The 19438-nt window shown below is 67.8% G+C and carries 15 protein-coding genes; 12 read left to right on the top strand and 3 right to left on the bottom strand.

The genetic code is table 11. The annotated features are described in order from the left end of the window. A partial coding sequence (locus BJ968_RS23690) for a DUF1016 N-terminal domain-containing protein (protein WP_246316467.1) occupies positions 1-452 on the bottom strand: 452 nt, incomplete at its 3' end. A gap of 583 nt (positions 453-1035) precedes the next feature. Next, positions 1036-1179 (bottom strand): hypothetical protein, encoded by a 144-nt coding sequence (locus BJ968_RS23685; protein ID WP_218886610.1) that lies wholly within the window; start codon positions 1177-1179, stop codon positions 1036-1038. Positions 1180-1771: 592 nt separating this feature from the next. Between BJ968_RS23685 and BJ968_RS23680 the strand changes: the two genes are divergently transcribed. From BJ968_RS23680 to BJ968_RS23630, 12 genes are all read left to right on the top strand, one after another. Then, positions 1772-2236: a hypothetical protein gene (locus BJ968_RS23680; protein ID WP_179757421.1), complete on the top strand. Its 465-nt coding sequence runs from the start codon at positions 1772-1774 to the stop codon at positions 2234-2236. Positions 2237-3402: 1166 nt separating this feature from the next. Further along, entirely contained in the window at positions 3403-4878 is a 1476-nt protein-coding gene (locus BJ968_RS23675) for an APC family permease (RefSeq protein ID WP_179757419.1), read from the top strand. 11 nt (positions 4879-4889) lie between these two features. Further along, positions 4890-5669 carry an SDR family oxidoreductase gene (locus tag BJ968_RS23670; protein ID WP_179757417.1) on the top strand — a complete coding sequence of 260 codons (780 nt, stop codon included), beginning with the start codon at positions 4890-4892 and terminating at the stop codon, positions 5667-5669. Between the two features lie 34 nt (positions 5670-5703). Then, positions 5704-6750, top strand: coding sequence for a zinc-binding dehydrogenase (locus BJ968_RS23665; protein ID WP_179757415.1), 1047 nt, complete (start codon positions 5704-5706; stop codon positions 6748-6750). A 66-nt stretch (positions 6751-6816) separates the two neighbouring features. After that, the gene (locus BJ968_RS23660; protein ID WP_179757413.1) at positions 6817-7512 is read left to right on the top strand and encodes a TetR/AcrR family transcriptional regulator; all 696 of its coding nucleotides are present in this window, start codon (positions 6817-6819) and stop codon (positions 7510-7512) included. 1515 nt (positions 7513-9027) lie between these two features. Further along, on the top strand, positions 9028-9816 hold the full coding sequence (locus tag BJ968_RS27140; protein ID WP_343078297.1) for a replication initiation protein: 789 nt from the start codon (positions 9028-9030) through the stop codon (positions 9814-9816). Then, complete coding sequence (locus BJ968_RS25380) at positions 9813-10175, top strand: replication protein RepA (RefSeq protein ID WP_246316466.1); 363 nt, start codon at positions 9813-9815, stop codon at positions 10173-10175. Before BJ968_RS27140 ends, BJ968_RS25380 begins: the two co-directional genes overlap by 4 nt. 292 nt (positions 10176-10467) lie before the next feature. Next, the gene (locus tag BJ968_RS23650; protein WP_179757411.1) at positions 10468-11355 is read left to right on the top strand and encodes a pyruvate, phosphate dikinase/phosphoenolpyruvate synthase regulator; all 888 of its coding nucleotides are present in this window, start codon (positions 10468-10470) and stop codon (positions 11353-11355) included. 64 nt (positions 11356-11419) lie between these two features. After that, the gene (ppsA, locus tag BJ968_RS23645) at positions 11420-13843 is read left to right on the top strand and encodes a phosphoenolpyruvate synthase (RefSeq protein ID WP_179757409.1); all 2424 of its coding nucleotides are present in this window, start codon (positions 11420-11422) and stop codon (positions 13841-13843) included. A gap of 165 nt (positions 13844-14008) precedes the next feature. After that, positions 14009-14590: an adenylate kinase gene (locus BJ968_RS23640; protein WP_179757407.1), complete on the top strand. Its 582-nt coding sequence runs from the start codon at positions 14009-14011 to the stop codon at positions 14588-14590. 59 nt (positions 14591-14649) lie between these two features. After that, positions 14650-16128, top strand: coding sequence for a glyceraldehyde-3-phosphate dehydrogenase (locus BJ968_RS23635; RefSeq protein WP_179757446.1), 1479 nt, complete (start codon positions 14650-14652; stop codon positions 16126-16128). 206 nt (positions 16129-16334) lie between these two features. Beyond that, on the top strand, positions 16335-17483 hold the full coding sequence (locus BJ968_RS23630) for a substrate-binding domain-containing protein (protein ID WP_218886608.1): 1149 nt from the start codon (positions 16335-16337) through the stop codon (positions 17481-17483). Here the strand turns inward: BJ968_RS23630 and BJ968_RS23625 are convergent. Further along, the gene (locus tag BJ968_RS23625) at positions 17417-19288 is read right to left on the bottom strand and encodes a glycoside hydrolase family 43 protein (RefSeq protein WP_179757403.1); all 1872 of its coding nucleotides are present in this window, start codon (positions 19286-19288) and stop codon (positions 17417-17419) included. The two genes, BJ968_RS23630 and BJ968_RS23625, sit on opposite strands and share 67 nt — an antisense overlap. Positions 19289-19438 lie beyond the last annotated feature (150 nt).

Below are 19438 nucleotides of genomic sequence, written 5' to 3'. Positions count from 1 at the left end.
TACTGCACCGCGGCCGCGGCGTACCAGTCCCGCAGCGCCTGCTCGTCTAGGCGGTCAAGCAGCAGCCGGACGTGGCCCCAGGGAAGTTGTGCCACAGCCTGTGGCACAAAGTCGGCCTCAGCCGGCCAGGCCAGGGCGAAGGAGCGCATGTAGTGCAGGTTGCGCACCGAGAAGCCACCCAGGTCGGGGAAGGCGGCCCGCAGGTCTTTCGCGAGGCGGTCGATGACCTTGGCGCCCCAGCCGGCGTGGTCCTGCCGGTCGAGGATGTCGCGGCCGATGGACCAGTACAGGCGCAGCAGCTCGGTGTTGGCGGCGCGGGCGGCGCGGACTTGGGTGGTGCGGACCCGCTCCTTCAGCGTCTCCAGCAGCTGTACGTAGCCGGCCGGCTCCAGCTCCCCGCCAGAGCGCGGGGACTGGCGCGGGGACTGGCGCGGGGACTGCGGGGTGGCCATGCCCTGATCCTGACGTACCCCTACGACGTCACTGCCGCATCCCCAGCCCAGCACACCTCAGTCGAGGGGCCTTGGTCCTGATGTCCCAGCCCAGGAGGCTCTGACTCCCAGCCAGTCGATCAGAGGCAGCCGGTGCTGCTGACTCACCTCAGACGGCGCTCGAAGCAGCCGGGGGCCGCCTGAGTCGTCGATAGTCGATACACCCGCCTGTCGTGTGGTGACCGACCGCAGCATGCGCCTACGCGCGGGGTCATGTCGGGCCAGCTGAGATCATGCCGCGCTCGGTCAGGTCACTCCGCTGCGGGCTGGCCACACCGCCGGCCGCTTCCTTTGGGGCCGTCGGCGGGCCGACCACTCCAACAGTGCGGCGGCCAGACGCTGGGCATGCGACGGGCATGCCGGCCAGCCGCTCGGTCTTGCCGGTGTCCAGCACGATGTTGGAGACGTCTTGTCAGCGGCCTTGCCCCTTCAGCTCCCACATCCGCGACCAGGCAATGGTCGATAGCCACGACAAGACCTCGTGCAGCCGCAGCCCGCGCTGGTTCGGGTAGGTCCCGGGTGGGGCGATGAGGAGCATGACCAGTCACAGGGAGTAGAAGACGAGCTGGACGAGGGACAGGCCGATGTCCCACCCGCCGGGGTCACCGGCCAGCCGCATCAGGGCCGACACGACAATCACGCTGAAGGCGATGCTCGCGACCCAGCGCAGGGCGCGGCTGACCGTCATGGCGTAGGAGGACAGCAGATCTCGCCGGTCTGGCCCTGCGCCTACTTCGAGGTCCGGCTTGGACAGGCCCACGTCCGCACGCTTCCAGGTCCAGCCTTCGGCCGCGTCCGAACCTGGCCGGCGCAGGCGCTGCATGCCGACGGGCCACCGCTTCGGCTGACGTTGGAGGAGACGTCGGTCGTCACCGTGCGCGCCTGCCTGGGCTGACGCTCCCACAGGTGGGCACGCGCCACCGGAAGACGCGGCGGTACCTGCCGAAGGGGCGGGTGCGGCGGAGGTCGGTGGGCGTGCCCGCCGACGGAACGACTGCAAGGCGAGGAGGGTGCTCTTGAGGGAGGGGCAGTACCTGTCAGTCCGGAGGCTCCGTGAGGGCGAGTACCCACGTGCCTGCTCCGCCGTCGCGTACGGGAGTGAAGGTGAGGCCGACCCGCTGGGCGATGCCGAGCATCGGGTCGAGTGGTCTTGGCGGTGAGCCCAGCCCGCGTCTTTGCCGAGGCTGTGGTGTGAAGTGTGTCGATTAGGGACAGATCGCCAGGCCGGTACCGACCTAGCGTTCCTTCCCATTGGTGAGCGCTTGCATCGAGGAGGGCCCGTGGTTGCTGCAGCGGCAGTCGAAGGCACGCTGGACGAAGTCGGCCTTCGCGGGCGGTCCCCTGTCTGTGTCGTGCAGGGCTGGGTGCGTGCACAGGTGGATGTTGACCATCCAGGTACTCCAGCTGCAGCCATTCCCGTCTTCGACCAACGCGGTCCGCTGGGTGTTACTGAAGGGGTATGGATCGGTGTGGTGAGCTTTCGCGCCGATGGACGGCAGCGGCGCGAACTTTCCATCGTGTCGGTCGCCCGACCAGCCAAAGCACAAGGTGCTCTTGGGCGCCGATCGTTGGAAGTTCGACTGGTGGGTGCATGCGACAGCCTTGACGGCCAGTTTGTGGCGGTCCAGCTTTTCGAGCGGATTCGCACCCAACCCCTGTCGGCCTCGGCGGAGTCGGTGGCGCTGCAGGCGGTCGAGGACGCCGGCAGGGCCCAGCAGTGGATGCTCCACGGCAACCATGGGTGAGTGCTTGAGTGTGCCGGGGATGTGCTTGGGGGTATTTGATGAATTCCGCAGGCCTGTGCTGACCGTCCTGATCACGGCGACGTCCCGAGGGCACGCGGTGACGGATGAGGATGAGACCGTGCGAGAGGCACCTCGTCGCCGACCGCGTGGCACGTGCTGAGCCCTTGCATGCTACGCGGGGCACGTACGAGGCGGGCCCGGCCCTCGCTCGGTTGGTATGTCCCCGGCGACTACTGAGATGTAGCCGTCTCCGTCTTACGCGACATCACCCCGATGTTGGCCTCTCGGAACAAGGGGTGTTTCACCCCTAGATGACGACCGGGGTGAACGTTGCTGGCTGGGTCGACCTGTCGATTCCTACCCTGGCATGAACAGCCCTTGGAACTCGCCCGCCAGGGTTGCGGATCTGCTCGTCACGAGGTACTTGAGTCGTCGCGTCGTGCGAACCTGCTGGGGCCGTGCAACAGCGATCTGCTGGCGAGAGTCGCCAAGACCTTTCATGGGATTACCTGGGTCACAGATGCGTGTTGAACGCCGGTCGGGGATGCCCGAGCGGTGGATCAGGCAGTCCTTGCGGTGTGGTTCCTCCCGCGAGACGCCGTACGAGGGGCCTTAGGGGAATATGTTGCGAGGTCCCGCTGCGCTGGGTCGGACTTCGGCTGACCACTGGCCACGACGAGCGCCGCTTGGAAGGCCGAGGATCGACGGAAGAAGGTGGCGTTGTCGGCGGTCAGATGCGCATGACCTCGGCCAGAAGCGCCTCGCGCTGGGGAGCCGCCGATTGCTGCTGTCGGGCGCGGCCGAGCCGTTGAGGTTCAGATGCACGAGAACTCGCCGCTGGTACTTGACGCGTTGATGTGGGCGCCGGCGGCCTGTCGGCCCCGTCACCACGTTTAAGGCGCTTGGGGATGAAGCGTGATGTTGGCCCAGGATGCGGCCAGTGGGGACAAACGTGGTCGACGCGGACTGCGATGGCCGCATCGGGCGGCGGGCTGAGCCTGAGGTGGAAGACGCAGGAGGCTGGCCGTTGGGTCGACTCGCACGCGCAACGCTGCGGAAACACCCATGAAACAGCCTTGTGGCAGCGTACGAACGTACGTTAGGTTCCGTCTCGCGTACCTCAACCGTCGGGCACAGGTGCCCCGTTCACGAGGAGAGTCAGCACGATGAAGTCTGTCGACGCGCCACTCAGCGGACAGCTGGGTGTAGGTTCGATCCTCTTCATGGTCGTCGCCGCCGCGGCGCCCCTCACCGCCATCGCCGGGTTGTCACCTGTAGGAGTCCTTCAGGGCAACGGCGCTGGATACCCGGCGATGTACCTGATCCTCGGCGCGCTCTTGGTGCTCTTTTCCCTCGGCTTCTGCGCTATGGCGCCACGCGTCCGGGAGGCTGGGGGCTTCTACTCCTACATCCGCATGGGTCTGGGTAACCGGGCCGGCGCGGGTGCTTCCTTCCTGGCGATGTTCGCCTATGTGGCCGGGCAGATCGCGATGTACCCGTTCATCGGCCTGCAGATCGCCAACCTCGCCGATGATGCCGGGATTCCTATGCCGTGGTGGGCAGCAACTTTGCTCGTCATCCTGGGAGTGGGCTACCTGGGCTATCGCAACATCGACTTCAGCGCCAAGATCCTCGGTGCCATCCTGGTGATCGAGATCGTGGTCACGTTGGCGGTCAGCGCTGCGATCATCGGCCAGGGTGGTGATTCTGGACTCACCGTCACACCCTTCGAACCGTCCATGGTGTTCTCCGGCAGCATCGCGCTCGGCTTCATGTTTGCGGTCTCGGCCTTCATCGGCTTCGAGGGGACGGCCATCTACCGCGATGAAGCCCGCGACCCCGAACGCACGATCCCCCGCGCGACCTACATCGCGGTGACGTCCATCGCGGTGTTCTACGCCTTCTCCACCTGGACGTTTGTGATGGGCTGGGGAGTCGACGACGTCGCCGCCGAGGCGGCCCGAACCCTCGCGCACGGCGACATGTATCAGCAGACCGCGACCCGATACATCGGGACATGGATGGGTGTCGTCATCAACGTCTTCCTGGTGACGAGCAACCTCGCGTGCATCCTGGCTCAGCACAACGTGACCGCACGGTACATGTTCAGCAATGCCCGCACCGGACTGCTGCCCGAGCGCCTGGGTATGCGTCATGCCAAGCACGCATCGCCGGCCACTGCGTCGCTGACCACGTCGATCATGCTCACCGTCGTCACGGTGGCTTTGATCGCTGCCGGCTTGGATCCCTACGCGCAGACGTACACCTGGTTCTCCGGGGTCGCAGTCGTTGCGATCGTGCTCCTCATGGCGACGACGTCGCTGGCCGTCGTGACCTTCTTCCGCAAGACGCCCTCGTCGGTCGGCGTGCTGCGCCGCGCCGTCGCGCCGATCGTGAGCGCGGTCCTCATGGCGGTGCTCTTCGTGGTGATCGTGATCAACTTCAACCGCCTGACCGGTGACGTGGACAGTCAGGGCCGGCCCACCTTCGGCCCGGTGACCCTGTCCATCCTCGCGGCCATCGTCGTTGCACCCGTCGCCGGCTGGCTGTGGCAGGGAGTGCGAGACCGCCGCCGACCGCTCACATCCACCGGTTCCGGTGAGACGCCGAACGTCGATGAGGTGCAGGAAGCGAACAGGTGAGGAGTTCCACCGTGCAGGCATCAGACTTGCAGCCATCGAGCTTGACAATCGACTTGTCCGGCTACCGGGCGGTTGTGACGGGCGCAGCCGGAGGCATCGGCTCGGCCATCAGTGCGGTGCTGCGCCGCGCCGGTGCCCACGTCACAGGCGTAGACCGAAGCCAGTCGGCACCGGCCGACGTCGACGAGTACGTAAGTGGAGACCTCACGGAGGCGACCGTACGCAAGGAGGCGTTGGCGCGGTTGGGTGACCAGCGCGATCGCTGCATCCTTGTCAACAACGCCGGTCTCGTGCTGGACAAACGGCTGGCCGAGACCTCCGAGGAGGAGACTCGCCAGCTCTTCGAGGTCAACGCCATCATGCCCATGCTCTTCACCGCCGAGCTCGCCGCCGCCGGCCACCAGGGTGCGGTGGTCAACATTGCGTCGATTCTGAGCTTCGCCGCCGAACGGTCGACCGGCCCCTACACGATGACGAAAGGGGCGATCGCCAATCACACCCGCGTCGCGGCGCTGGAGTACGCCGGGCAGCTGCGCGTCAACGCCGTGTGCCCAGGATCGGTCCGTACCCCCATGGTGACCAGGGGTTGGCACGAGAGCGGAGACCCCAGCCGGGCCGAACGCCGGGTCAGCAGCCTGTACCCCGTTGGCCGCATCGGGGAGCCTTCTGACATCGCGAACGTCGTCGCCTTCCTCTGCAGCGATCTAGCCGCGTTCGTCAATGGTGCGCTGTGGACCGTCGACGGCGGTATTACGGCCGCCAACGCCGAATGGGCCCTCGAGCAGCTCTGATCGGACCGGTCCCAGAACGAAGGAATGAGTCACAGTGATCGAAGCAGTCGTCGTACGTCACGACGGTCCTCACCCGACGTTCGCGGTCGAGGAGGTTGCGGATCCCGTCTGCGGACCCGATGAGCTCCTCATCGAGCCGGAACTGGTAGGTATCTGCGGGTCCGACCTTGAGCTGTTGTCCGGACACCTGGAAGAGGGTGTCGGTGTGACCTACCCGGTCGTGCTGGGTCACGAGTGGGCAGGGCGGGTCGTGCAGTGCGGCGATCGGGTGTCGGGGTTCAGCGTCGGCCAGCTCGTCATCGGTCACGGTCATCTGCCGGGCGACCGGTGGCTGGGTTTCACCGCGGACGGCGTCTTGGCGCAACGGTTCGCGATGGGCGCTGCCCTATGCATGCCTGTACCTCCCGGGGTGAGCGCCGAACAAGCCGTTCTCATCGAACCCATCGCCTGCGTCCTGCAAGGTCTGCGGCGAGCGGGTGGGGCGGACGCGGGTGTCACGGCGGTCGTCTTCGGTTGTGGGACGCTGGGGCTTGCGACGATCGGAGTCCTCGCCTCCGCTGGTGCCACGGTGGTGGCGGTCGACCCGAGCAAGCGGCGGCGGACGACGGCACTGCGCGTCGGAGCAGAGTTCGTGATGGACGCTGCTGCAGGACCAGACCTACGCCGATCGATCCGGGAGGTGATCGGTGTTGACGGCGTGGACCTGATCGTTGAGGCGTCGGGCAACCCAGCAGCGCAAGCCGGCACCTTCTCGCTGACCAACCGCGCCAGCCGGATCGTCTTCCTTGGGCTGAGCCATGCCGACGCGACCGCCGTACCACTGCGAATGATCCAAGAACGGGATCTGCGGATTCACTCCTCGGACGGGGCGGAAGCAGACATCTGGGGCCCGGCGTTGAGACTGGTGCGCAAGAGCGGCCTCGACCTCACGCCGGCGATCTCGCATGTCTTCACAATGCGTGAGATGGAGGCGGCCGTTGCGGCGGCGCGAGATCCCCAGATCGCGGGCAAGGTGCTCGTGCGGCCGAACGCCCCCTCGGAGAGGCCGGTGCGCGCTGAAGACTGCTCCCGGGCCCGGTAGGCTCTCCAGGCCGGAGAGCCTGTTCGGGGGAGGGGTCGCGTCATGGGTGCGTCGAGTGTCGGGCAGATGATCATGTCCGACGACCTCGAAGGTCGACGATGGGACGCGCTGGAGGCCCTGCGGACTCGTCTTGCGGCCATGGACTGGACACGGTTGACACCAGGCCGGCGACACATCCTCGAAGCCTTCCTGCGGGTGGCGACCAGCGGCGGGTATTCCTCGGTCACCATGCGGTCGTTGAGTCGTGCGGTGAACCTGCAGCCAGCCAGCCTGTACAGCCACTTTCCTGGAGGCCGTGATGAGGTCGTCAGCGAAGCGCTGCGGTGGAACGATTACCAGCACTCATCGGCCATCGTCACCGCGGTTGAAGCGACCACCACGGCGGCGCAGTATTGGGACGCCCTGGTACGTGTTTACGCCGAACGCCAGCTGACGTTGCTGGAGAACGATATGTTCGACCTCATCGTCGCCTCCGACAGGATCGGCAACTTCCTACCCGACGCCACGCGCTCCTCGATCCGGGACATCTTTCAAGTTCAGGTCGGCTGCGGCGTCGCCGCGGCGCAGGACATGGGATACACCGGGGACCTGGTGATGGCCGTACGTCTTGTCTTCTCCGTACTGGACCGCATCCACACCTGGGCCGAGTGGGACGGTCGAGCGGAGACCGTCCCCGACATCGTTGAGGCCGCCGTCCGCTCCGCTCGAGCGCTGCTGGCCACGCACGCACGTGCCGCCGATGGGTCGCAGCTGCCCAGCTGACGAGCGCAGGACTTCAGGCATCGAATCCACGGGGCCGAGCGGACGTTGCGATGCTCATCGCGTCTTGTACCGATCGGGCACGCCCAGGTGGCGTTGGGTAGCCTCATGATTCGCTGGGACTGGCCGGATGGGAAAGTGGATCAACTGAGGGTCGCTCTGCAACGCGTCAACTGTGTCGCACCGTGCCTCCGGTATCGACGTGAACCGCGGCCATGATCACCTCGTGGTTATGATGGCCGGCGTCTGCGCCCTCGCCAAGAGGTGCCGTCCTGACACCTCGTACGGCCGCACAGTGCGCCGCCGAACGCGCCGCGACGCCGCGACGGCAACGGGTGGTGGCTCCTCGATGGTTAAGGCAGTCCGAAGGCTCTCGTTGGTCCTCGACCGAGCAGGATTGCTGGCCACTGCCATGGTGTAGCGCGACCCTCACCTTGTAGGTGACTCCGTACCTACTGCTTTGCCTGCTCGGACGATGGGGGAACGATCATCGTGTGTGCGAGCACAGCTCGGCGGTGCAACGACGATCGAGGCTGTTGCACCTCGAGAGAACACCGGCGGCGCGTGCTAGTCCGGCGCTGTCGGCCGTCACCGTTCGCCGTCACCGTTCGCCCTCGCCGCACGCAACACCTAGCGGACCGCCATCGGACTCTCAGACCAGGCAGGCGGACATCGACCCTGCGCAGCATCGCCTCTTCTGGCGCTGCGCTCGAAGGGCGACCACTTCCAGAGGCTGATCTTCAGCCTTCGCCGATCCTTGACACTCAATCCGACCTCGGCTCCTCCCCTACTGGCCCACCGGTGGCGGAACAGGAACCGTAGAGCGTCTGCAGCCGTCTCTAGCACCCGGGCCGGCACTTGGCTCAGACGGCACCGACACGGGTCGGCTTACTACCCAGCTGTCCGCCGTCCTAACTCATTACCCACAGCGTGACACCGCGACTACAGGTAAAGATCTACAGGAAGCAACTACAGGGAGCACCCTGCAGTCAGGGCCTGACCTGCAACGATGCTGTCGCAGGCGGCGCCAAAAATACGTACGGGCGGCGCCAGAAATACGTGCCCTGCCGCACAAGCGCCCCAGCCGGAGCGGCGCCAAAAATACGTGGACCATCGTCAACATCCACCCCCTGCTGTGGATACCTACTGGCCACGCCCAACGCCTGGCCTGCACTCTCGCGACGCCACCTTCGAGTCACTGCTGAGGTCGCCGCCTCCAGCAACACCCCACCACCCCACCGCCCGCCTGAAAGCAATCGCGCCACCTTGGGACAGTGAGTTATGGAGGGCGCGGACTTGGCCCTGCCCGGCTCCAACCCGTGGCGCCTGCCCAACTAGACCCACTCAGAGGCCTAACCAGACCTTGTGAGGTAGGCGCTTGCGCGCACGCTGCGCCTGCGTGCTCATGCGGGCGCGCAGTCCATGAGGCGCCGGCTGCACCGATCCGGCATGGATGGTCGACGACACGCGGAGCGCAGTGCATGACCGACCGGTGCTGGCGTGGGAGGGTGGGTGACTGTGACCGGTAGGCCTGGTCGGCCCCCACGCGATGACCTCGCCTGGCTGGATGAGGCCGCCCAGCTGTGGGACCAAGCCCACGCCGACATCGGCTACCTGGCCTGCGTCTTCGCCCAAACCTCCCTGCCCTACCGCGACCCCGGCGATCTGCCCGTGTGGCAGCGCCGCAACGGCGGCCTCACCCTCACCCTCCAGCCCGGCGCCCCTCTACCGGGCCCCACTGGGGAGTGGGAGCCGATCGGCTACCCCTTCGGCACGCTGCCGCGGCTGCTGCTGGCCTGGCTGACGACCGAGGCGGTGCGGACCAAGAGCCGCACCATCGGCCTGGGGGAGTCCCTCAGTGACTTCTGCCGGCAGCTGGAGCTGCCCATCACCGGCCTGCAGATCCGCCGGCTGAAGGACCAGGCCCGGCGGTTGTTCAACGCCCGCCTGTCGGTGCACTACATCGAGCACCTGGACACCAGTACGGACACCACCACAGGCACCACCGCCGGCGCCCGGCGCTCTGGGGTGCGGCAGGAGGCCGGGCAGAACCTGCTGATCGCCACCCGCTATGAGCTGTGGACCTCCACCCAGCGCACGCCCCAGCCCGCCGAGCCCAATCCACCCGCCCCCGGCGTCGGCAAGAGCAGCAAGAGCGGCAAGAGCCCGGCGAAGACGTCGGCCAAGGACGAGGCCGAGGGCGAGGCCAAGAGCACCGGCCGCGGCCGCACCCACGCTGCGGCGGCGGCGAGGCCGGCGCCGGGTTCGGTGGCGGCCGAGACCAGCCTGCCTCCAGCGTCACGTTGAGCGCTGAGCTGTACGAGGAAGTCACCCACCGCCCCGTCCCGGTCGACATCGGCGCGCTGCGGCTGCTGCGCGGGTCCCCGCTGCGGCTGGACGTGTACGTGTGGCTGACCTACCGGATGAGCTACCTGCGCCGGCCGGTGACCGTGACGTGGGAGCAGCTGCGCTTCCAGTTCGGCACCCAGGTCTCCACCCCGCGCGGGTACCGGCACTTCCGCGCCGACTTCTCCGAAGCCCTGCGGTGGGTGCTGGCCATCTACCGGGAGGCGAAGGTGGAGGAGGTCGCCAACGGCATCCGCCTGCGCCCCTCCCCACCGCACGTCAGCCGCGGCCGGCGCCCCGCGCTCAACCAGCGCGACTGATCGCACTATCGCCGCCGCCATACGGCTACCCCGGATGACTCCGCGCGGCCCGACAAGCGCGGATGCAGCACAAATCCGAGCACACCCACCGCTACGTGCCGCGAAGCGGCGTCATCCGGAACTGATCATGGTGAAAAGTCACTCTTAGGACCAAAATCAGAAAAAACTGCTCATCTTCACCTCTTCCTCCCGTGGTGCTCGGTGGTCCGCACCGACAAAGTCGTCTGCACGTAGCCGCCTGGTGCCGCTGCCCGTACAACGACGGACCACAAGGACGGGGTGAGAGACGGCCGTGACTCAAACCGACGTAGTACCGGTCTTCTTCCTGTCTGACAGCACCGGGATCAGCGCCGAGACGATGGGCAACGCCCTGCTCATCCAGTTCCCGCACCTGCGTTTCGAGCGCACCTCCATCCCCTTCATCGCCACCGAGAACGACGCGCTCGCCGCAGTAGCGGTGCTGGATGAGGCGATGCGAGGGCCGGTACAGCCGCTGGCGTTCACCACGACCGCGCTCACGGCGATCCGGGACATCCTGCACACCAGCACCTGTCCGCTGATCGACTTCTTCGACCTACACATGAGCCGGGTCGAGCACCTGCTCGGTATCGCCGGTGTTCGCCAGCCCCTGCGGCTGCATGGAGTAGGCGACGTGCGCCGCTACAACAACCGCATGCAAGCCGTGGAGTACGCCATCGAGCACGATGACGGCGCCAGCCTGCGCGCGCTGGACAAGGCCGACGTCGTCCTGCTGGCCCCCTCCCGCTGCGGCAAAACCCCCACATCCATGTACCTGGCGTTGCAGCACGGCTTGTTCGTGGCCAACTACCCACTGCTACCTGAAGATCTCGAACGCAGCGAGCTGCCCGCCCCCGTGCGGTCCACGCATCAGCGTTGCTTCGGTATCACCACCTCGGCGCAGCGGCTCAGCCAGGTCCGCCACGAACGACGACCGCACTCGCGGTACGCCGCCCGCGAGCAGTGCGCCTGGGAGCTTCGCGCCGCCGAGCGTCTGTTCGCGACGCATGAGTTGCCGGTACTGAACTCAGCCACGACCTCGGTGGAGGAGATGTCCACGGTCGTACTGCAGCACCTCGGTCGCCATAGCGAACGCCCCAACGTGCCCGCCTTCCCTACACCGTCACCAACGATCACGACGGCACGGTCAAAGCGCATCTGACACGGCCCATCCCCGACACGTCCAACTGTGAGTCACCACCCACGCCATCTCAAGGAGACCTTGCATGACTACGAACGCCAGCCCACGACCCGGCCGATCAAAGCTCGCCCCGTCCAACGTGCGCTGGTACTCGCAGTTGGCGATGACCGATGTCGAGTCAGTCGGCGGCAAGAACGCCTCCCTGGGGGAAATGGTCAGCGGCCTGACCGGTGCCGGGGTACGTGTACCGGACGGCTTCGCGACCACAGCCGAGGCCTACCGCCGATTCACCGCCCACGACGGGCTGCAAGAGTTCATCGACGCCGAGCTGGCCGCGCTGGACCCCGACGACGTGACGGCGCTAACGCTGGTCGGCAAGCGCATCCGCGACGCTATCACCGCTCAGCCCTTTCCTGCCGACCTCGAAGCCGACGTCCGCGCCGCCTACGCCGAGCTGGTCGCCGGCCTAGACGACCACGGCGACCGGTCGGTGTCGGTCGCGGTACGCTCCAGCGCCACCGCCGAAGACCTGCCCGACGCTTCCTTCGCCGGACAGCAGGAGACGTTCCTCAACGTCCGCGGCGTCGAGGCAGTACTGCAAGCCGTCCGGGAGGTCTTCGCCTCCTTGTACAACGACCGGGCCATCTCCTACCGCGTCCACCACGGCTTCGAGCACGCCACGGTCGCGTTGTCGGCTGGAGTGCAGCGGATGGTGCGCTCGGACCTGGCCGCCTCCGGAGTCCTGTTCACCATCGACACCGAGACCGGGGTGGACCGGGCAGTGTTCATCACCTCCTCCTACGGCCTGGGTGAGACAGTGGTGCAGGGCGCGGTCAACCCCGATGAGTTTTACGTCGACAAAGACGGGCTGCGTGCCGGGCGCCCGGCGATCCTGCGCCGCAGCGTCGGCGCCAAGGCGATCAAGATGGTCTATGCGGCCAACGGCTCCGGTGTGCTCACCGTCGACGTTTCCGCGCCCGACCGCGCCCGGTTCAGCCTCACCGACACCGAGGTCGAGGAGCTGGCCCGTACAGCGCTGCTCATCGAGGAGCACTACGGACGGCCGATGGACGTGGAGTGGGCCAAGGACGGCCTCGACGGACTGCTGTACGTCGTGCAGGCGCGCCCGGAGACCGTTCAGTCGCGCACCGAAGGAGCGATCCTGACCCGGTATCAGATGACCAAGCAGGGCAAGGTCCTCATCGAGGGCCGGGCCATCGGCCAGCGCATCGGTGCCGGCCCGGTGCGGGTACTGCGCTCCTTGGACGACATGCACACCTTCACTCCCGGCGACGTCCTGGTCGCTGACATGACCGACCCGGACTGGGAACCGATCATGAAGCGGGCCTCGGCCATCGTCACCAACCGGGGTGGACGGACCTGCCACGCGGCGATCATCGCCCGCGAGCTGGGCATCCCCGCGGTCGTGGGCACCGGCGATGCCACCACGACGTTGGCCGAGGGTCAACCGGTGACGGTCTCATGCGCCGAGGGTGACACCGGCCTGGTCTACGACGGCGTCCTGGACTTCCACATCGAACAGACCCGGCTGGACGACATGCCCCGGGTCGGTCTCGACGTCATGATGAACGTGGGAACGCCGGAGCAAGCCTTCGCCTTCTCCCGGTTGCCGCACCGCGGGGTGGGGCTGGCGCGGCTGGAGTTCATCATCAACCGACAGATCGGCATCCACCCCCGTGCTCTGCTGCAGGTCGAGACCTTGCCAGCGGACCGACGCGCGCAGGTGCAGGCTCTGACGGCCGCCTACCCCAGCCCGCGGGACTTCTTCGTCTCCCGCGTCGCCGAAGGGGTGGCGATGATCGCGGCAGCTTTCGCCCCACACCCGGTCATCGTGCGACTGAGCGACTTCAAGTCCAACGAGTACGCCAACCTGCTGGCCGGTGAGCTGTTCGAGCCGACTGAGGAAAATCCAATGCTCGGTTTCCGCGGCGCCTCCCGGTACCTGTCCCCGAACTTCGCCGACTGCTTCGCGATGGAGTGCGAGGCGCTGCGCTACGTGCGCGAGGACATGGGGTTCACCAACGTCAAGGTCATGGTGCCGTTCGTGCGGACCGTCGCCGAGGCCGAGGGGGTCATCGCTCTGCTGGCCCGGCACGGCCTGCGGCGAGGAGAGAACGGGCTGCAGGTGGTGATGATGTGCGAGCTGCCCTCCAACGTGCTGCAGGCCGAGGCTTTCCTGGAGCACTTCGACGGTTTTTCCATCGGCTCCAACGACCTGACCCAGCTGACTTTGGGACTGGACCGGGACTCAGCGTTGGTCGCGGGCACCTTCGACGAGCGCGATCCCGCGGTCAAGAGCCTCATCGCGACGGCCATCCGTGCCTGCAAGGAGCGCGGCAAGTACGTCGGCATCTGCGGTCAAGGGCCCAGTGACCACCCCGATCTGGCGCTGTGGCTGCTCGAGCAGGGGATCGACACTCTCTCGCTCAACCCCGACACCGTGGTGGACACCTGGCTGAGCCTGGCCAACAGTGGTTCAGCAGCCTGACCGGCCCTTGGTCCTGCAGCTTCGAGCCAGCTGCGGCCACGCCACCATCGCGCGGGTGACCTCTGAGCGCCGCGGTCGCACTGCCCGGCACCAGGCTCGCCGGAGGGCGCAACGGTGGCCCCTTCCATCGGTCGACAGTCCGCACCCTGCACGAAAGGTACCTTCGTGACGCGTCTCGTCCTGCTCGGTGCGCCCGGTGCGGGCAAGGGCACCCAGGCCAAGCTCCTGTCGGCCCGCCTCGGTGTCCCCGCCATCTCCACCGGCGACATCTTCCGCGCCAACGTCGCAGCGGAGACCGAGCTGGGCCAGACGGTCAAGGAGTACCTCGACGCCGGCAAGTACGTGCCGGACACCGTGACCAACGCCATGGTGCGCGACCGCCTGCAGCAGCCGGACGCCGTCGACGGCTTCATCCTCGACGGCTACCCCCGCACGACCGACCAGGTGCGCGAGCTCGACGAGATGCTCGGCGAGGCCGGGGCCAAGCTCGAGCACGTCCTGGAGATCACCGCCGACACCGACGAGCTGGTGCGCCGGCTGGCGGGGCGCGCGGCCGAGCAGGGCCGCTCCGACGACACCGAGGCCGTGATCCGCACCCGCCAGCAGGTCTACGCCGAGCAGACGGCCCCGCTGGTGGAGGTTTACGCCGAGCGCGGCCTGCTGCGCTCGGTGGACGGCCTGGGCGAGATCGCGGCGGTGACCGGCCGGCTCGTGGCCGCGCTCACGTCGCTGGTGAACCCTGCCTGATGCCTCATCCCGCACGTACTGACACCCAGGAGGCATTGATGTCCAGACCCGTACCGACCATGATCGGGTACCGCAGCGATGCCGACGACCTGGGGTGGTCCCTCAAGCTCGGCCTGGCCGAGGCGATGGTGCCGTTGATCGGGCGGCTGCACCGCGACCACGGCGTGACGGTGACCGTCCACGGCCGCAGCCTCGTGGGCAAGTCCGTCGTCGGCCTCGTCAAGGCGCACCGCTTCGCGCGCCGCGTCGACGACGAGGAGCTGTCGCTGGAGGTCAGCCTGGACCTGCTGCAGGTGCTGTGCCGCCTGCCGCTGTCCCCGGCCGTCGTGGACCTGGCCCGGCTCAACGCCGGGGGCACCACCGGGGAGGCCGCCGTGCGCGAGCTCCTCGCGCCGCTGCAGCACGCCCCGGCCGGCCGGGACCGGCTGCAGGCCCGGCGCGACGTCGTCCTGTACGGCTTCGGCCGGATCGGCCGGCTGCTGGCCCGCATCCTGGTCGAGGACGGCGACGACCCGTGGGGTCTGCGGCTGCGGGCCGTCGTGGTGCGTCGCGGCGGGCCCAACGACCTGGTCAAGCGCGCGAGCCTGCTGCGGCGCGACTCGGTGCACGGCGCGTTCGCCGGCACGATCACCGTCGACGAGGAGAACGACCGGATCCACGCCAACGGCACCACGATCCAGGTGATCTACTCCGACGACCCCGGCACGGTGGACTACGCCGCGCACGGCCTGACCGACGCCCTGGTCATCGACAACACCGGCCGGTGGCGCGACGAGGCCGGCCTGGCCCGGCACCTGGACAGCACCGGGGTCGGGCGGGTGCTGCTGACGGCCCCGGGGAAGGGGGCGGTGAAGAACGTCGTCCACGGCCTGAACCACGGGACCCTCACCGCGGCCGACCGCGTCGCCTCGGCGGCCTCGTGCACGACGAACGCCATCGCGCCCGTCCTGAAGGCCGTGCACGAGAGGTTCGGGATCGTGCGCGGGCACGTCGAGACGGTGCACTCCTTCACCAACGACCAGAACCTCATCGACAACTTCCACAAGGGCGACCGCCGGGGACGCTCGGCCGTGCTGAACATGGTCCTCACCGAGACGGGCGCGGCGAAGGCGGTGGCCAAGGCGCTGCCGGAGCTGGAGGGCAGGCTCACCGGGAACTCGATCCGCGTGCCCACCCCCGACGTCTCCCTCGCGGTGCTGCACCTGACCCTGGAGCACCCGGTCGACAAGGCCGGGATCAACGAGTACCTGCGGCAGGTGTCGCTGGACTCCCCGCTGCAGGACCAGATCGACTACACCGATTCCCCCGAGGTCGTCTCCACCGACTTCATCGGCACCCGCAAGACCGGGGTGGTGGACGCGCTGGCGACGATCGCCGCGGGCGACACGGTGGTCCTGTACGTCTGGTACGACAACGAGCGCGGGTACTGCGAGCAGGTGCTGCGGGTGGCGCAGACGTTCCAGGGCCTGGACCGGCCCGTGTTCCCCGCCGCGGCCCGCTCCGGCAACATCTTGCAAGCAGCCGTTGGCGCAAGATGACCTACACAGCACCACCCTCCTTAGGCCCCTCCTCTCCTGCCACATCCAAGCTCTGTCCACGGCGTTGACCCTCCCTTTCGCGGGGTGTACAGCCGTGAAGCGCGCCTCAAACCGACACCGTCGATCGTCTGTAGCCTCTGTGCTCTGGCAGCATGTCCGCTGCTGCCGATTAGACGGAGGGCCGGATGGGCAAAGCGCCAGGCTTGGTGGACGTCGCGCGCTTGGCTGGCGTGTCCCACATGACGGTTTCTCGGGTGCTCAACGGACACCCCATGGTCAAGGAGGCGACCCGGCAGCGGGTCATGGCCGCTGTTGAGGAGCTGGGATACCGCCGCAACAGCATCGCTCGCGCCCTACGCGGAGACGTCTCAGGAACGCTGGGGGTCGTCCTAGCCGGTGAAGAGCTGTTTGAGCTGTCCAAAGTGCTCCTGGGCATCGAGACCGCCGCTCGTGACGCTGGCTATTGGGTCAACCTCGCCGCTTGGCACGGCGGGTCTGCCGAGGACCTCACGGAGACGGTCAACCGGCTGATCGACCAAGCGGTTGACGGCATCGCCTTCGTCGCTGACCGGCCGATGGCGGCCGAAGCGCTGCGCAGCGTCAACAGCCGTGTCCCGGTCGCCGTCGTGATGTCCGGCGCGGTGAGCAACGAGCGGTTGGCCTCGGTCGAAATCGATCAGGTCTCAGGAGCCCGCGCGGTGACCCGTCACCTGTTGGAGATGGGACATCAGCGCATCGTCCACCTCAGCGGCCCATTGCATGTCTACGACGCCAGGGCTCGCGTGCTCGGCTTCCGGGAGGAGATGGCCGCAGCCGGCCTGGGTGAGGCGGTGGTGCTCGAAGGCGGGTTCACCCCCGACAGCGGTTACGAGCTCACGGTCGAGCTGCTTCGGTCCCGCGCTACCGAAGACGCCGACTCAAAACCCAACCTTATGCGCGCCGGCCGCTTGCACACCACGGCGGGCCGCAGCATCGCTGCGATGCCCACCGCGGTGTTCGCGGGCAACGACATGATGGCGCTGGGTTGCCTCAAGGCACTGACCGAAGCTGGCCTTCAGGTGCCCCACGACGTCTCATTGGTGGGATTTGACGACTCACCGGGGATGACGCACCTGACGCCCTCGCTCACAACGGTCCGCCAGAACTTCACCCAGCTGGGAACCACCGTCATCGAGATGCTGCTGGAGATGCTAGGAGGTGCCCAGCCGGTGCACCGGCTTATCCCAGCCGAATTGATCGCGCGGGACAGCGTTGCCCGTCCCGCCCCTACCGTTTTACCCCGAGCACCTCAGAGCGCAGTCCCGGCAGGCCAAAAAGTGTTTAGCGAGGGCTCCAAGCCGGTCGTTGAGCGGTAACGGAAGCACGTCACCACGAAGGACTGCCAAGTCCCTTCCTGAATCAAGTCGTTCTCGCCAGCGGAGCGGATCGCGCAAGGACCTAGGTGGACACCGAGGAAGTCACCAGCTATGTGGTTGCCCAGCGCGGTCCTGGGGATGGACCCGACCGGCAGCCACCCTTCGTGCTCACCGCTGGCCGCGTCCTCACCCTCAACCAGTGCTACGTCGGCCGTGACGTCGGCCGTGACGTCGGCCGTGACGTCGGCCGTGATGTCGGCGGGACCATCCTCGACTGCCCTGCCGGCTCCTGCCACGGACCAGGAGAAGCGATAATCCTGCTCGTCTCCGTCCACGGCGATCACAACGTCCTGGTCGCCACTCAGATGCACCAGACGTCGGCTGAAGCCGTGGCTTTGGCCCCCGGGCGTGATGATCCGCATCTCCAGGGAGCCGTCCGGCAAGGAGGCGATAAGACCGGCGGCCCACACGTGCGGAGTGACGAACAGCGCCAAGCCCGCCTGCGTTCCTGGAGCCGGTGGCTGGCACCACACTTCGGCGCGGAACCTCACGTCCGGTTGCGGCCAGCTGAGGAAGGTGGGCGTGCCGGTGGCCGCTGACAAGTCTCTGGCTGTGATGGGCAACGTCACTGCGCCATTGTCCAGATGGCGCACAGCCAGTGGACCCCGCAAGGAGGAGACCTGCGGTCCGTGCAGGTCAATGGTGATCCAGCCGCTGGTGGCAACCGGTGCCGGGCAGTCGCCGACGGGCAGCACGGCGGGCGTCGCAGGTGCGGTGACCATGCCGGTCCCCGGGGCGAAGACCGGCCCGTCCGGGCTCCAGTCCACCGGCACGAGGAACACCTCCCGGCCCAGGGTGTGGACCCCGCCCACCGGCCGCACGCCCAGGACCACGGCCCAGGTGCGGCCGTCCTCGTCGTCGACCAGGTCAGCGTGTCCCACGTTCTGCACCGGATGGTCGCCGGACAGGTGGCGGTGAGTCAGCAGGGGACTGCGCGGGTCGGTGCGCCACGGCCCCGTGACCGCCTGCGCCCGGGCGGCAGTCACGCTGTGACGGCGCTCGGTGCCGCCTTCGGCGGCCAGGAGGTGGTAGGCGCCGTCGCGCTTGACCAGATGCGGCGCCTCCGCCCAGGCTCCGGTCATCGCCCCGTGCCAGATGACCGTCTCCGGCCCCACCAGCGACAGCGAGCGCAGGTCCAGGCGGCGCACGTAGATCTCCGCCGGCCCCGTCGCCGTGGCCACGGTGGCATCGCGCGCGGCCGCGAACCAGCAGGTGCCGTCGTCGTCGAAGAACAACGACGGATCGATCCCGTCGGCCTCCAGCTGCACCGGCGCCGACCAGGGACCCCGTGGGTCGGTCGCGGTGAACAGCAGCGTCGCCGCTCCCCGGCGCTCGCGGGCCAGGGCGAGGACGACGTAGAAGGTGCCCTCGTGGTGGCGGATGGTCGGAGCCCACACCCCGTCGGAGCAGTCGGTGTCGGTGAAGTCCAGGTCGCCGCAGCGCAGATGTGCGGGGTCGGTGACGACGTGCCCGATCAGCTCCCAGGTGAGCAAGTCCCGGGAGTGGTGCACCGGAACGGCGGGGAAGTAGGCGAAGGAGGAGGTGACCAGGTAGTAGTCCGCCCCGACCCGGCAGATCGAGGGGTCCGGGTGGGAGCCGGCCAGCACGGGATTCACCGGTGCCGGAGGCTGAGGCAGCGACCTGGTGGCGGCATCGGCGATGGGCTCGGTGGTGGGGCCGGCAGTGAGGCCGGTGGTGAGCTCGGGGCCGAGCGTGGCGGTGGACTGGGCGGTCGGGGGATCCATCGGGACGGCGCAAGAGGTCACGGGTTGCCTTGTCGTGAGGAGGGCAGGTGGGAGTCGGCAGGACCGGCGTCCTTGACCGATGTTCACGTGAACAGTAGCGTCCTCCCTCAGCACGCGGGAAGCGTGCGTCCGGTGGCGTCGGCGCCACCG

Origin of the sequence: Kineococcus aurantiacus, from assembly GCF_013409345.1 — a bacterium.
Lineage (GTDB): Bacteria > Actinomycetota > Actinomycetes > Actinomycetales > Kineococcaceae > Kineococcus > Kineococcus aurantiacus.
The sequence above is the reverse complement of the archived record's forward strand: the minus strand, read 5'-3'. Positions and strand labels throughout refer to the sequence as shown.